This window comes from Streptomyces sp. NPDC048383 (assembly GCF_040651775.1).
GTDB lineage: Bacteria > Actinomycetota > Actinomycetes > Streptomycetales > Streptomycetaceae > Streptomyces.
The window spans coordinates 1-14054 of sequence record NZ_JBEZKS010000066.1 but is presented as its reverse complement, the minus strand read 5'-3'; the positions used below and the strand labels follow the sequence as shown (position 1 = coordinate 14054).

Here is a 14054-nt window from a genome sequence, read left to right as displayed (position 1 = left end):
GACCGCTCCGTCCCGCACCACCCACGACTCCAGGAGACGACCGTGGCACGGCGCCCACTCCCCCGAATCCTCAGCAGCGGCGCCCCGTCGCTGGCACGGGGCCGCGACCTGGCTCGCTCGGCCGCCGACAACGCCACGGACGTCCTCCATCCGCTCCTCGTCATCGGACGAGGGCTGCGCGTCCTGGCCTCCACCGGGCGACGCAAGTGGGCCGACACCCCCAAGGACAAGCGCGGTCCCGCGCTGTTCCTGGGGGCGGCCTGCGCCCTCGCCGTCGGCCTCGTCCCGTACGGGCCGCTCCTCGCCCTGATCACCCTCATGGCGGCGGCGGCCTGGCACGGACGCGACCGCACCCCCGTCAGAACGGGACCCAGCGACGCCGAGGGCGAACGCCTCGGCTCCCTCTACGAAGCCCTCGTGCCGTACTTCTCCATCGCGGAGGACCCGAGCCCCCTGTTCGCCCACGGCGGCAGCTGGGACCAGGCCTTCAGCGGCTACGAGTTCGACGGGGCCGGCCGCCTCACCCGGCTCCTGATCCGCTACCCCGCCTACTTCGCCGACGGCGAGGCCACCGCACGGACCCGGATCGAGGCCCTGCTGCACGCCAAGTCCGGGCGCGGCCGGGAGTACCTCTTCGACTGGGACGAGGAGGGCAACCAACTCTGCCTGAGCGTGCTGGCCGCGCTGCCGACCGGCATCGCCGCCCAGCCGTTCGTGACCTCCCCCGGCGAGACCGTCCTCGGCTTCACCGACGCCGGCGGGGTGCGGCGCACCCTGCCCGTCGTGGAGGGGGGCGAACCGCGCGACGTGCCGCCCGTGCTCTGGCGTACGGGACCCCGCTCCACCGAACCCCACCTGCTGGCCGTCGGCACGCCCGGCAGCGGCACGTCCAGCCTGCTGCGCTCGATCGCCCTGCAGGCCCTGCGCCACGACGGGGACGTCCTCGTCGTGGAGGGCGGCGGCAGCGGCGAGTACACCTGCCTGTCCGGCCGGGAGGGCGTGCTCGCCGTCGAGTGCGGGCCGACCGGCGCCCTGGCCACCCTGGAGTGGGCGGCCCAGGAGACCGAGCGGCGCCTGATCGCCACGCACCGGGCCCGCGAGGCGGGTCGGCCCGCCCCCGACGACACGCGGCGCCCGTTGTGGGTCCTGCTGGACCGGCCCAGCGTGCTCGCGCACCTCGCGGCCGCCGACGGACGGCCCGATCCGCTCGCCCAGCTCCAGGTGCCGCTGCGGCACGGCCGCGCCGCGCACGTCACGGTGGTCGTCGCCGAACAGTTCGAGCACCTGGAACTGTTGAACGACGCCGTCTGGCAGCACACCCGGGCCCGGGTGGTCCTCGGGCCCGCGACCGTCCAGCAGATCACCGATGTCCTGGGGCTGCCGCCGCACACCACCCCCACCCCGCAGCTCCCGCCCGGGCGCGGCTACGCCCGGCTGGGCGTGGGCCCGGTGCACCGGCTCCAGGTGCCGGCGACGCCGGACCCGTACGACGACGCCGCCCACCCCGCCCACCGGCAGGCGGTGCTGGAGCTGCTGCCGGAACGCCGGGGAGCCGGCGCCGACGGGCCGACGGACCGGGAGGACGCCCGCCGGGAGGAGCACGCCACCCTGTCGGGGCAGCTGCGGGCGCAACCGCCCGCGCAGGCGCAGGGCTCCTCGATCGACGCCTCCGAGATCCCCGAGGTCCCGGCCGACGCGCCGTGAGCCCCCGGATCAGGCCACGAACGTACGGGGCGGCTCCGCGCCGCCCCCGCCGGCCCCGGTGCCGACCAGCCGGGCCGCCGCCGCCAGCCGCGCGGCGGCCTCGTCGGCGACCGGGCCGCCCACGGTGAACGGCAGCCGGACGTAGCCCTCGAAGGCCCCGTCGACGCCGAACCGGGGCCCCGAGGGAACCCGCACGCCGACCCGCTCCCCCACCTCGGCGAGCCGCGACCCGGACAGCCCGCCCGCCTTGGCCCACAGGGTCAGCCCGCCCCGCGGCACCTCGAACTCCCAGTCGGGCAGTTCCCGACGCACCGCGGCGACCAGGGAGTCCCGGTTGCCCCGGGCCTGCTCGCGGCGGATCCCGACGGCCTCCTCCCAGCCCCCGGTCCGCATCAGCCAGTTCACCGCGAGCTGTTCCAGGACCGGGGTGCCGAGGTCGGCGTAGGCGCGGGCCGCGACCAGGCTGCGGATGACGTCCGGGGCCGCGCGGACCCACCCGATGCGCATCCCCGCCCAGAAGGCCTTGCTGGCGGAGCCGACGGTGACGACGGTGCTCCCGGCGGGGTCGAAGGAGCAGACCGGGCGCGGCATGGCCTGCTCCGGGTCCAGCCGGAGTTCGGCCATGGTCTCGTCGGCGATCAGGACGGTCCCCGCCGAGCGGGCGGCCTCGACCATCGCGCGCCGCTGGTCGTCGGAGGCCAGCGCCCCGGTCGGGTTGTGGAAGTCGGCGACGACGTAGGCCAGGCGCGGCGCGGAGTCCCGCAGCACCTGCCGCCAGACGTCCATGTCCCAGCCGGTCAGTCCCTCGGCCATGGCGACGGGCACGAGGCGGACCCCGGCGGCGCGCATCAGCTGGAGGATGTTGGCGTAGGACGGGGACTCGACGGCGATCCGCTCGCCCCGGCCCGCGAAGAGGCTGCAGATGGCGTCGATGGCCCCCATGGCCCCGGTGGTGACCATGATCTGCTCGGGCATGGTCGGGATGCCGCGCTCGGTGTAGCGGTCGGCGAGCATCCGGCGCAGCGCGGGCAGCCCGGCCGGGTAGTCCCCGTGGGTGTGCGCGTACGGCGGGAGTTCCTCCAGGGCGCCCTGGACGGCCTTGGTGAGCCAGGGCTCGGGGGCCGGGAGAGCGGCGCAGCCGAGGTCGATCATCGAGCCGAGGGACTCGGGCGGCAGGGGTTCCAGGCCGCGCGCCGGCAGCGGGTTGCCGGCCGGTACGGAGGTCCAGCTGCCCGCGCCGCGGCGCGATTCCAGGAAGCCCTCGCCGCGCAGGGCCTCGTAGGCGGCGGCGACGGTGGTCCGGCTCAGGGTGAGGGCGACGGCGAGTTCGCGTTCGGCGGGCAGCCGGGCGGCGACCGGCACGCGGCCTTCGAGGACGAGCAGGCGGATGCCGTCGGCCAGGGTGCGGTACGCGGGGGGCTTGCGGGTGCCCGGTGCGCCGGGGCGCTCCTGTTGCGAGCCGATGAGCCGGGCGAGCTGCGCGGCGCCGACCGCTGAGGTCCACTGAGCCATGGCGTCGGGCCACCTTCGTCGAATTGGCCCCGTTGGGCGGGGGTGAGGGGCCGGTATTGGATTGACTGCGCGGGCCCAGGGTGCCACGGCGCGGTCCGCCCGGGCCAGTGGGGCTCCGCGTTCACCGGGTGGCCATGCGGCCGCGGTCGACCCGCGGGGCGCAGCAGGCATACTGCGGCCGTGACTCACGTACGCCTTCGCCACCCGTATCTGGACCACCCGGCTCCGATTCCCTTCGCCCACCGGGGCGGGGCCGCGGACGGGTTGGAGAACACCGCCACCGCCTTCCGCAGGGCCTGCGACGCCGGGTACCGGTACTTCGAGACCGACGTGCACGCGACGGCCGACGGGAAGCTCGTCGCCTTCCACGACGCGACCCTGGACCGGGTGACGGACGGGAGCGGGCGGATCGCCGAGCTGCCCTGGAAGCGGCTGCGGGAGGTCCGGGTGGCCGGGAGCGAGCCGCTGCCGCTGTTCGAGGAGCTGCTGGAGGAGTTCCCGGACGCCCGCTGGAACATCGACCTGAAGGCCGAGTCGGCGCTGCACCCGCTGGTCAACCTGATCGCGCGCGCCGGGGTCTGGGACCGGGTGTGCGTGGGCTCGTTCTCGGAGAGCCGGGTGGCCCGGGCGCAGAAGCTCGCCGGCCCGCGGCTGGCGACCTCGTACGGGGTGCGCGGGGTGGTGGGACTGCGGCTGCGCTCGTACGCGATCCCGGCGGCCCTGCGCGTCGGGGCGGTGGCGGCGCAGGTGCCGGAGACGCAGGCGGGGATCCGGGTGGTCGACCGGCGGTTCGTGCGCACGGCGCATGAACGGGGCCTCCAGGTGCACGTGTGGACCGTGAACGAACCGGAACGCATGGAGGCACTGCTCGACCTGGGTGTCGATGGCATCATGACCGACCGGATCGACATCCTGCGCACGGTGCTGGACCGGCGCGGCGCCTGGGCCTGACGTGCCCCGGGCCGCCGCGCCCGGGTCGACGGGCCGGGCGGTACGGGGACCAGCGAGGGGGCGCTCATGAGCGAACGGACGGACAGCAGAACGGAACCCGGCGCGGAGGACGGTGGGGCCGCCGCCGCGCGCAAGCGCGAGCAGCACGGTTGGTACGTCTACGACTTCGCCTGCTCGGTCTACTCGACGAGCGTGCTGACGGTGTTCCTCGGCCCGTACCTGACCGCCGTGGCGAAGGCGGCCGCGGACGCCGAGGGCTACGTCCACCCGCTGGGCGTGCCGGTGCGCGCGGGCTCCTTCTTCGCCTACTCGGTGTCCGCGTCGGTGCTCCTGGCCGTCCTGATCATGCCGCTGGTGGGCGCGGCGGCGGACCGCACCGGGCGCAAGAAGCCGCTGCTGGCGGTGGCCGCGTACACGGGCGCGGCAGCGACGGCCGGCATGTTCTTCCTGGGCGGCGACCGCTACCTGTTGGGCGGTCTGCTGCTGATCGTCGCGAACGCCTCGCTGGCGGTGTCGATGGTGCTCTACAACGCCTTCCTGCCCCAGATCGCCACGCCCGAGGAGCGGGACACGGTCTCCTCGCGGGGCTGGGCCTTCGGCTACACCTCGGGCGCCCTCGTCCTGCTGCTGAACCTGGTGCTGTTCCAGGGGCACGATTCCTTCGGGCTCTCCGAGGGCGAGGCGGTCCGGATCTGTCTGGCGTCGGCGGGCGTGTGGTGGGGGGCGTTCGCGATCGTCCCGCTGCGCAGGCTGCGCGACCGGGCCGTGGTCGAGGAGGCCGGCGGCGCGCCCGCGGTCAGCGGCTGGCGCCAGCTCGTCGCGACGCTGAAGGACATGCGGCGCTATCCGCTGACCCTCTCGTTCCTGCTGGCCTACCTGGTCTACAACGACGGGGTCCAGACCGTCATCTCGCAGGCCTCGGTGTACGGCTCGGAGGAGCTGGAGCTGGAGCAGTCCACGCTGATCGTGGCGGTGCTGCTGGTCCAGGTGCTGGCGGTGGCGGGGGCGCTGGGCATGGGCCGGCTCGCCCGGACGTACGGGGCCAAGCGGACGATCCTCGGTTCGCTCGTCGCGTGGACGCTCACCCTGGCCGCCGGTTACTTCCTGCCGGCCCGGACCCCGGTGTGGTTCTTCGCGCTGGCCGCCATGATCGGACTGGTGCTCGGCGGCAGCCAGGCCCTGTCGCGCTCCCTGTTCTCGCACCTGGTGCCGGCGGGCAAGGAGGCCGAGTACTTCTCCGCGTACGAGATGAGCGACCGCGGTCTGAGCTGGATCGGACCGCTGGTCTTCGGGCTGACCTTCCAGCTCACGGGCAGCTACCGGGACGCGATCATCTCGTTGGTGGTCTTCTTCGCACTGGGTTTCGTGCTCCTCGCGAGGGTGCCGGTGCGGCGCGCGGTGGAGGCGGCGGGCAATCCTGTTCCGGAGCGGGTCTGAGGGCTGATCCGACCTGGACGCGGATACGAATTCGGAACGAATTTCGACGTTGAAGCGAAGGGCCGGTAGTGTACGCCTTTGGCCTGCCAGCCGGACCGTTACTGCGCGCTCAAGAAATGTGGACGTTGGGTGACATCTGCTGCCAGATGTGACAAAACGGGCAGTGGTGGGTACAACAAGGGGCGGCACGACGGGCGACGCACGACCCGGAGCGGGAATCTATACCGCCGACCGGACGTTGACCGGATGACGACGACAGCGACACCTGTCCTGTGGGCGACAAGCCCGGGAGGCACGATTCATGAGTGAGCGAGCTCTCCGCGGTACGCGGCTCGTGGTTACCAGCTACGAGACGGACCGCGGCATCGATCTGGCCCCGCGCCAGGCGGTGGAGTACGCATGCCAGAACGGACATCGATTTGAGATGCCGTTCTCGGTAGAAGCAGAAATTCCGCCGGAGTGGGAGTGCAAGGCGTGCGGCGCCATGGCACTCCTGGTGGACGGGGACGGGCCCGAAGAGAAGAAGGGCAAGCCTGCGCGAACGCACTGGGACATGCTCATGGAGCGACGCACCCGCGAGGAGCTGGAGGAGGTGCTGGCCGAGAGGCTGGCCGTCCTGCGTTCCGGCGCCATGAACATTGCCGTGCATCCGCGGGACAGCCGCAAGTCCGCCTGACAACGGACGAAGGATCACGCGACAAGCCGAGGGGCCCCGCCACACACCGTGGCGGGGCCCCTCGGCTTTCCCGTGCCTGCGGCGTCCGAGCGCGCCGGCGGGCCCTACGGGCTACGGGGTCAGCGGCGGGCGGTAGGAGGTGTCGGGGCCCCGCCGGCCGTCGGGGCCGTCCTCGCGGATGACCTCGCCCGGTACGACCTTGCCGTCGGGCTGGTGGATGCGGACCTGGTTGAAGGCGTCGCCGAGGCTGCCGGGGCCCGCGGCCGCCATCCGGCGCTCCACGGCGCGCTCGGTCCGGCGGGCGATCAGCGCCCGCACCGGCGGCAGCAGCAGGAGCAGCGCGGCCACGTCGGAGAGCATGCCGGGCAGGATGAACAGCAGTCCGGCCAGCATGGTCAGGCCGTTGCCCGAGCCCTTGGTGGGCTGCGGAGAGGGGACCTGGCCGGCCATGGCCTGCTCCTGGGCCTGCTGGAAGGTCCGGGTCAGGTTCTGGAACGCGCGCCGCCCGGCCCGCTTGATGAGCACCACGCCGAGCAGCATGGAGCCGGCGATCAGGAGCGCGACGGTCAGGCCGCCGGCCGCGCCGGCGACCAGGCCGAGCAGCCAGATCTCCAGGATGAGCCAGGCGGCGACCGCCAGGGGGATGAAGGTACGGGCGGGCGAGCGCCGCCGGGGGGCCGTCGAAATGCCGGTCGTCATACCACCCAGTGTGCCCGGGCCGGGTTAAGAACGGGCTCAGTCGGAGGTACCGGGCTTCCCCTAGGGGATGCCCGGAGCTCCCGACATACGGCCGGACCTGCGCAAACGACACGGGGAACGGTCTCGCGGGCCCCGGGCGGGGTCAGGAGGGGCGCTTGCCCGTCAGCTTCGCCGCGCGCTCCTTGAAGCCCCACTGGGTGACCCGCCACAGGGCCTCGACCACGATGTCCTTGCTCATCTTGCTGTCGCCGAGCTCGCGCTCGACGAAGGTGATGGGCACCTCCACCACACGGAAGCCCTTGCGGACGGCGCGTCGCGCCAGGTCGACCTGGAAGCAGTAGCCGGCCGAGGCGACCTCGTCCAGGCCGAGCCCCTCCAGGGTCTCGCGGCGAAACGCCCGGTAGCCGCCGGTGACGTCGCGGATCGGCACGTCCAGCATGAGCCGCGAGTAGGTGGACCCGCCGCGGGAGAGAAACTCCCGGCTCCGGGGCCAGTTCACGACCCGGCCGCCCGGCACCCAGCGGGAGCCCAGGACGAGGTCGGCGCCCTGGAGCGCCGTCAGCAGGCGGGGCAGTTCCTCCGGCTGGTGGGAGCCGTCGGCGTCCATCTCGACGATGACCCCGTAGCCGTGCTCCAGGCCCCAGGCGAAGCCCGCGAGGTAGGCGGCGCCGAGGCCCTCCTTGCCCTTGCGGTGCAGGACGTGCACCTGCTGGTCGTCGGCGGCCAGCTCGTCGGCGAGCTTGCCGGTCCCGTCGGGGCTGTTGTCGTCCGCGACGAGGACGTGGGCCTCGGGGACCGCCGCGCGCACCCGGCCGACGATGAGACCGATGTTCTCCGCCTCGTTGTACGTCGGAATGATCACCAGGGTGGTGCCGAGCGGTCCACTGGTCCGCTGTCCGCCGTCGCTCACGTGGTCCCCTTGCATGTTTTCGCGTCCAGCCCGCCTGGTACGTCCCGTCACTCTTGGATGATTTTAGAACAGCGATCGGGGCCGGCGGGCCTTCGGGCCGGCTCGGCCCCCCGCCGGCTGCGGGAGGCCGTGACCGTTGTCTACTGGACCGCCGGGCCCCGATCCGGAGCCACCTGCCGGCCGGCGAAACCTTCCCTCGCCCCCGAGGCGCGGGTGCGCTGAGCGGACGGCTCCGTCCGGTACGGGCGTCCTGTGGTGGACCCGGCCGAACCTATCCGGCGCCGACCGCCCGGACCGAACCGAGGCCGGGCGGATCACCCCTGTGGCCGTACGAATGCCTCCCGGCCGCCGACGACCGTCGCGAGGCACACCGGCAGCTCGGCGCCGGGACCGAGATCCGGCAGGCCGGGGGTGCCGGAGCGGGGGTCGGTGGACCAGCGGGCGACCCGGTCGTCGGGGGCCTGGACCACCAGCTCCCGCGTCTGCCAGACGGCGTAGTCGGCGGGGGCCCCGGGAACGAGGGTGCCCGCGTCGTCCCGGCCCATGGCCCGCCAGCCGCCCCGGGTGTGCGCGGCGAAGGCGGCCCGTACGGAGATCCGGTGCTCGGGGGTGCGGTGGAAGGCGGCCGCGCGGACGGTCCCCCACGGGTCGAGGGGGGTCACGGGCGCGTCCGAGCCGAAGGCGAGCGGGACGCCGGCCTTGAGCATGGCCGCGTACGGGTTCAGGGTCCGCGCCCGCTCGGCGCCCAGCCGGTCCGCGTACATGCCGTCCTCCCCGCCCCAGGCGGCGTCGAAGGCGGGCTGCACGGAGGCGGTCAGGCCGAGTTCCGCGAAGGCGGCGATGGTCGCCGGGGTCATCATCTCGGCGTGCTCGACGCGGTGCCGGGCCGCCCGGATCCGGGCGGGGCCGACCTCCTCGGCCGCGGCGCGCACCCCCTCGACCACGGCGGTGAGGGCGGCGTCCCCGATGGCGTGGAACCCGGCCTGGAGGCCGGCCCGGGTGCAGGCGGCGACGTGCGCGGCGACCTCGGCGGCGCCCAGGTAGCCCGTCCCGGTGTGCGGGGCGTCGGTGTAGGGGGCGTGCAGGCAGGCCGTGTGGGAGCCGAGGGCCCCGTCGACGAAGAGGTCACCGGCGGCGCCGACCGCTCCGAGCGCCTTGGCCCGGTCCAGGTCGCGGTCGGCCCAGTAGCCGAAGACGCGCGGTCCGGGGCGCTCGGCCGCCAGCTCCAGCAGGGCCGTGAAGTCCTCCTCGGAGGAGATGTCCGGTCCGCCGCACTCGTGCACGGAGCCGATGCCGAGGGAGGCCGCCCGGTCCAGGGCGGCCCGCTGGGCCTCGGCGCGCTGGGCGGGGGTGACGGCGGCCAGCGCGGCCCGGCGCACGGCGTGGTGGTCGTCGCGGGTCAGCGGCTCGTCCCCGTCGGGCCGCACCGCGGGCACCAGGGCCAGCAGGGCGGTGGTGACGACCGCCGAGTGGACGTCGATCCGGCTGAGGTAGAGCGGGCGCCCGCCGGTCGCCGCGTCGAGTTCCGCGCGGCGCGGGGCGCGGCGTTCGGGCCACCGGGCGGCGTCCCAGCCGTGCCCGAGCAGGACCCTGTCGCCGGGCCGGGCCGCGGCGTACGCCCGGACGAGTTCCAGCGCGTCGGGCAGTGAGCGGGCGCCCGTGAGGTCCAGGCCGGTCAGGGCGAGTCCGGCGGAGGTGGTGTGGACGTGCGCGTCCGTGAAGGCGGGGGTGACGAGTGCCCCGTCGAGGTCGACGACCTCGTCGACGCCCTGCGCGAAGGCGTCGGCGGCGCCCTCGGAGCCGACCCAGGCGATGTGCCCGCGCTCGACGACCATCGCGGTGGCGAACGGGTCGGCGGGGCTGTGCACCTCACCGCCGCGCAGGAGGACGGTACGGGCGGGTGCGGTGGCTCCGGCGGCGTCGACGGAGGCGGCGGTGCGGTCAGTCATGCGGACCAGTCTGGCCCCTGCGCCGCGTCCGCCGGGACCCGGGTGGCCGGCCGGCGCCGGCCCGGGGTCAGACCCGGGGCGGGCGGGCCTCGTAGGGGGTGGAGAGGACGACGGTCGTCCGGGTGGAGACGTGGGCCAGGGCGCGCAGTCGGCCCAGGAGGTCCTCCAGCTCCAGCGGGGTGGCCACCCGGACCTTGAGGATGTAGTTCTCGTCGCCCGCGACGCTGTGGCAGGCCTCGATCTCGGGCACGCCGGCCAGCCGGTCCGCGATGTCGTCCGGGGCGCTGGGGTCGAACGGCTTGACCGAGATGAAGGCGGTCAGGGGCAGCCCGACGGCCTCCGGGTCGACCACGGCCGCGTAGCCGCGGATCACTCCGCGCTGCTCCAGCCGGCGTACTCGCTGATGGACCGCCGACGTGGACAGTCCGGTGGCCTTGCCCAGATCCGTATAGCTCATCCGCCCGTCCCGCACGAGCAGATCAACGATCTGGCGGTCCAGCTCCTCCATTGCGCTCATAGCCGCTCAACCTACGGCCCGGAACCGCTCCAGGCACAGCGCTGTCCACGCAGAAGCGGCACCTGCGGCGGGCATGTGACGAATGCCACAGGCGTGTACGGGCGTACAGCGGGCGCTCGTGGTTACTCGTGCCGCGCGACGGGAAGTGCTTGCTGTGGCCGTGGCCGTAGAACCTGCCCGCCCGGCCCATCCAAGGGGGAATACATCCATGCTGAACACCAAGCGCGCCGGTCGCACCGAACCGGAGCCCCTGGAACTGCTCGACGGCGCGTACGCGCAGGACGACGAACACCTCGAACCCGAGGACTTCGACGTCCACCACGCGCTCTGCCCCGACTGCGCGCAGTCGATCGCCCTCGTCGCCGACGAGGAGCACCTGCCGCAGCACGCGCTGTGCCCGACCCCGTGGAACCCGTTCGGGCTCACGGTGTGCGCGGGCACCGGGCGGCCGGCCTCGGACGCGCTTCCCCTCCTGGCCCTGCTCCAGACGGAGCAGCCGGAGGTGGACGTCGTGCTGATCGACCTGCCGCAGGGCCTGGACTGGCGGACGCAGCCCTTCTCCCACGTGGGCGGTCCGGGTTCGCGTCCGGTCCGGTGGGCGGCGGCCCCGCTGCCGCAGATGCGCCGGCACGCGCAGGCCGCCTGAGCCGGGTTACCAGTACGTTCCCTGCACCATGGCGGCGAGTCCGGCATGGTGCAGGATCAGGCCGTCGGGGTCCGCGGGGACCTCGACCTCCCCGAAGTACGCCTGCCGGTAGGCGATGCGCAGCATCACGATGCCGTGCCGCAGGGCGGCGTACAGGGTGTGGAACTCCATGTCCCGCGGGACGTGGCCGGTCAGTTCCGCGTAGCGGCGTTCCAGGTCCTCGCGGCGCAGGAAGTCCGGCAGGCCGGGCTGGCCGAAGCCGACGGTCAGGTCCTGGAAGAAGCGGTGCAGGAACACCGTCCAGCCCAGGTCGACCTCGCGCGGGGCGCAGGCGGCCATCTCCCAGTCCAGGACCGCGACGGGTTCGAAGCCGTCGGGCTGGTAGATGACGTTCCCGATGCGGGCGTCGCCCCAGTTGAGGACGGGTTCGCCCTCGTCTGTGGGCCAGAGTTCCTCCAGCCGGTCGAAGGCGCGCTCCACGAGCGGCGAACGGGCCAGGCCGTCGACCACCCACGCGTAGTAGGCGCGCTGCGCGTCGACGTGCCGGCGCAGCGGACTGCCCTTGCCGGGCGGCAGCAGGAACGCGGCCTCCTCGGCCGGGAACCCGTCGTGCAGGCGGGCCAGCAGCGAGATGCTCGCTTCCTGGAGCACCGCGCGTTCGGCGTCGGTGGCGGCGTGCAGCCAGTTGCCCTCGTACGTGTAGGGCATCACGTCCGGCGGTACGCGGCCCTCGGCGCGGGCCATGACGAAGAACGGGGCGCCCAGCGGCGCCGGGTCCTCCTCCAGCCACTGCACGCGCGGGACGGGCAGGTCCGTGTGGCGGGCGACGAGGTCCATCACGCGGTGCTGGCGCGGCATGTCGTAGGTGGGGAACACGCTGTAGGCGGCCGGGTCGGCGGCGAGCCGCAGGGCGCACTCCCGCAGCGGGGTGCGCGGGTGTTCGATGTCGAAGAGCAGGGTCTCGCTCGACATGCCGTTGGAGCCGGGGACGCGGACGTCGGTGACGCGGGCACCCGGGAGTCGTACGTCGAGCCAGGCGGCGAGCCGGCGGGTGAGTTCCTCGGGCTCGCGGGTGGAGGTGCGGGGACGCGGAGCGGTGGCGGCCATGACCGGCCCTTCCTTCGGGGCTGCGGGCAGCGGGGGTCAGGGGGCGACGGAGGAGTGGTCCGCGAAGCCGGTGGGGTCGTGGCGGCCGAAGCTGCCGTGTTCGAAGATCCCGTGGCCGATCCGGCCGTCGAGGGTGAACCGGGCCGAGTGGTCGGTGACGCCGAAGGCGGCCATCGGGTGGGCGGTGGGGTCGGAGAGGTCGTAGACGCGGCGGTCGGTCCAGCCGCGGCCCCGCCAGCTGCCGTGCTGCCAGTCGTCGGCGGGCGGGTAGCCGGCGCCCACGGCGAGCGGGGAGGAGGCGAGGATCTCGACGCCCAGTTCCAGCGGCTTGCGGGAGGGATCGGTGAGGTGGACGACCGCGCTCTCGGGGTGGCGGGTGCCCGGCCGGTAGCGGATCTCGGTGTGCGGCCAGCCGAGCTGGACGTCGTGGCGGCCGCTGCCCTCGGGGAAGACCTGCACGGCTTCGTTGAGGGTGCGGTGGCCGTCGGCGTCCTCCTGGGCGATGACCATCAGGAAGCGGTCCTCGAAGCGGACCGGGATCCAGAGCCAGTGGAAGCCCTCGGGGCGGTGCTCCTGCGCCGCCCGGCCGCCGTCCTCGCCGGGGATCGGGCGGACGCCCCAGCTGCGGTCGCGGGTGCCGGTCCACTCCCCCGCGGCCAGGGTGATCTCTTCGCCGCCGGCCCGGATGCGGCCGGTGACGTCGCCCGCCTGGACGAAGCGGCGGCCCTCCAACATCAGCCGGTCGCCGCGGCGCTGGACGTGGTGGGGCTCCCAGACGGCGGGGAAGGCGCCGGTCCAGGTGAGGTCGTACGACAGCCCGTCGGGGTCCGCCGGGTCGGGGTCGCACCGGAGGGTGAACTTCTGGAGCGGGACGTCGACGGTGACGGACAGCGGGCCGACGGAGAGGTTCATCCGGTCGTCGCCGAGGGCGTCGGAGGCCCGGACGGCACGGAGTTGGTCACCGGTGCGCAGGGTGGCGTAGGCGTCGATGACCCCGGCGTTGGGATAGACCCCCAGGCCCAGGATGAGGAGGGCCCGGCCGGCGTGGTCGAAGACGTGGAAGATGCAGCGGTCGTAGGCGTTGCGGTCGCCGCTGACGAGGTGCTTCATCGACAAAGGGGCCTGGTGGACGGGGTATTCGTCGAGCGGGACGGGACGGTCCGCGGGCATGACAAACCTCCAGGGCACGGGGGCGGGACGCCGCACAGCGAATATGACGGTACGTCAGGAAGTCGGCGCGGGGCCATAGTTGTGGCACGTCCTGACAACCCGGCACGCTCGGCCAGGGCGGGCTCCGGCCCGCGCCGCTCCGCCCCTCGCGGGCCGAAGCGCGCCGGGGCGGGGGCCGTGCGCGGGGGCGGCCGGTGGGAGGGGTCGAACGGATGGGCGGGGCCGGCCGGCGATTACCCGGGGCGGACGCGCCGCGTTGCCCCTGCATGAGCACGGTTGAGTCCTCCCCGTCACGGACGGGACGCCGCAGGCGGCCCACACCGCCCGGATTCGAAGAATCGGTTCAGCGGGCGGATCGTCAGCTCGGGGACCGGCCGCCCACGGCGGACCGGCCGCAGGCCGAGCGCTACCAGGCGGAACGCCTCCGGGCCGAGCGCCTGCAAGCCGAACGGCCGCAGGCCGAGCGCCTCCAGGCGGGCCGGTCGGCGGCGGAACGGCCACCCGGGGAGGTCCGGCAGCCGGGCCGGCAACGTCACCCCGATCCGCCCATCTACCTCGACCTCATCGCCCGCTGGACCGAGGCGGGCCGCACCCTGCCGGGCCTGCGCGACCCCGAATGGCACCGGGTCGCCTCGTCCCCGATCTGGCCGAGCGGGCCCTTGTACGGCGGCTGACGCTCGGGCCGTCCCGGGGCGGTGGCCGTCCCACCCGGCCGGCCGCCCCGGGGGGGGGGCCGCGGTCCGGGGTGGGCGTGCGTGGCGGGCAGGTCGGTGGGC

General features: G+C 74.2%; 13 protein-coding genes. 6 read left to right on the top strand and 7 right to left on the bottom strand.

The annotated features are described in order from the left end of the window. The first annotated feature begins 42 nt into the window (after positions 1-42). Complete coding sequence (locus tag AB0D46_RS32975) at positions 43-1704, top strand: hypothetical protein (RefSeq protein ID WP_362882959.1); 1662 nt, start codon at positions 43-45, stop codon at positions 1702-1704. Between the two features lie 9 nt (positions 1705-1713). Here the strand turns inward: AB0D46_RS32975 and AB0D46_RS32970 are convergent, their stop codons facing one another. Beyond that, positions 1714-3216 carry a PLP-dependent aminotransferase family protein gene (locus AB0D46_RS32970; RefSeq protein WP_362882957.1) on the bottom strand — a complete coding sequence of 501 codons (1503 nt, stop codon included), beginning with the start codon at positions 3214-3216 and terminating at the stop codon, positions 1714-1716. A 180-nt stretch (positions 3217-3396) separates the two neighbouring features. On the opposite strand from AB0D46_RS32970, the gene AB0D46_RS32965 reads away from it, so the two are divergent. From AB0D46_RS32965 to AB0D46_RS32955, 3 genes are all read left to right on the top strand, one after another. Then, positions 3397-4167, top strand: a complete 771-nt coding sequence (locus tag AB0D46_RS32965; RefSeq protein ID WP_362882955.1) for a glycerophosphodiester phosphodiesterase — start codon at positions 3397-3399, stop codon at positions 4165-4167. Between the two features lie 66 nt (positions 4168-4233). Then, positions 4234-5604: an MFS transporter gene (locus AB0D46_RS32960; protein ID WP_362882953.1), complete on the top strand. Its 1371-nt coding sequence runs from the start codon at positions 4234-4236 to the stop codon at positions 5602-5604. Between the two features lie 301 nt (positions 5605-5905). Beyond that, entirely contained in the window at positions 5906-6280 is a 375-nt protein-coding gene (locus AB0D46_RS32955; protein ID WP_007262928.1) for an RNA polymerase-binding protein RbpA, read from the top strand. Positions 6281-6391: 111 nt separating this feature from the next. On the opposite strand, the gene fxsA is transcribed toward AB0D46_RS32955, so the two are convergent. The 4 genes from fxsA to AB0D46_RS32935 all read right to left on the bottom strand — a co-directional run bounded on the left by fxsA (position 6392) and on the right by AB0D46_RS32935 (position 10346). After that, a complete protein-coding gene (gene fxsA, locus AB0D46_RS32950) occupies positions 6392-6979 on the bottom strand; it encodes an FxsA family membrane protein (RefSeq protein WP_362882952.1) in 588 nt (195 codons plus the stop codon). Between the two features lie 142 nt (positions 6980-7121). Then, complete coding sequence (locus tag AB0D46_RS32945) at positions 7122-7904, bottom strand: polyprenol monophosphomannose synthase (protein ID WP_362882950.1); 783 nt, start codon at positions 7902-7904, stop codon at positions 7122-7124. Between the two features lie 299 nt (positions 7905-8203). Further along, complete coding sequence (locus tag AB0D46_RS32940; protein ID WP_362882948.1) at positions 8204-9838, bottom strand: amidohydrolase; 1635 nt, start codon at positions 9836-9838, stop codon at positions 8204-8206. Positions 9839-9905: 67 nt separating this feature from the next. After that, positions 9906-10346, bottom strand: coding sequence for an Lrp/AsnC family transcriptional regulator (locus AB0D46_RS32935; protein ID WP_030011705.1), 441 nt, complete (start codon positions 10344-10346; stop codon positions 9906-9908). Positions 10347-10563: 217 nt separating this feature from the next. On the opposite strand from AB0D46_RS32935, the gene AB0D46_RS32930 reads away from it, so the two are divergent. Beyond that, complete coding sequence (locus AB0D46_RS32930; protein WP_362882947.1) at positions 10564-11001, top strand: hypothetical protein; 438 nt, start codon at positions 10564-10566, stop codon at positions 10999-11001. A 6-nt stretch (positions 11002-11007) separates the two neighbouring features. On the opposite strand, the gene AB0D46_RS32925 is transcribed toward AB0D46_RS32930, so the two are convergent. Both AB0D46_RS32925 and AB0D46_RS32920 read right to left on the bottom strand, forming a co-directional pair. Beyond that, on the bottom strand, positions 11008-12108 hold the full coding sequence (locus AB0D46_RS32925) for a phosphotransferase family protein (RefSeq protein ID WP_362882945.1): 1101 nt from the start codon (positions 12106-12108) through the stop codon (positions 11008-11010). A gap of 36 nt (positions 12109-12144) precedes the next feature. Then, a complete protein-coding gene (locus tag AB0D46_RS32920) occupies positions 12145-13278 on the bottom strand; it encodes a hypothetical protein (protein ID WP_362882943.1) in 1134 nt (377 codons plus the stop codon). A gap of 266 nt (positions 13279-13544) precedes the next feature. On the opposite strand from AB0D46_RS32920, the gene AB0D46_RS32915 reads away from it, so the two are divergent. Next, positions 13545-13952, top strand: coding sequence for a hypothetical protein (locus AB0D46_RS32915; protein WP_362882942.1), 408 nt, complete (start codon positions 13545-13547; stop codon positions 13950-13952). Positions 13953-14054 lie beyond the last annotated feature (102 nt).